Below are 270 nucleotides of genomic sequence, written 5' to 3'. Positions count from 1 at the left end.
CAGGGTTCATGGGTTATCTGAAGGGAAAAAGCAGCCTGATGCTTTACGAGCAGTTTGGAGATATGAAATTCAAATACAGGAACAGGGAGTTCTGGTGCCGGGGATACTACGTCGATACGGTGGGTAAGAACACGGCGAAGATACAGGACTATATAAAGCACCAGCTTGAAGAGGATAAAATGGGAGAGCAGTTATCGATTCCCTATCCGGGCAGCCCGTTTACGGGCCGTAAGTAACGAAGTCTGATGCAAATGTCAGATCGTATGCGCC

General features: G+C 48.1%; 1 pseudogene. It reads left to right on the top strand.

The features are described 5' to 3' along the window. Positions 1-236, top strand: a pseudogene (gene tnpA, locus ACSZPU_RS26540) (IS200/IS605-like element IS200F family transposase); the annotation flags it as partial. Between the last annotated feature and the right edge of the window lie 34 nt (positions 237-270).

It is taken from the genome of Phytobacter sp. V69 (assembly GCF_965644215.1).
In the GTDB taxonomy this organism is placed as follows: Bacteria; Pseudomonadota; Gammaproteobacteria; order Enterobacterales; family Enterobacteriaceae; genus Phytobacter.
This window is presented reverse-complemented; position numbering and strand designations above follow the sequence as displayed.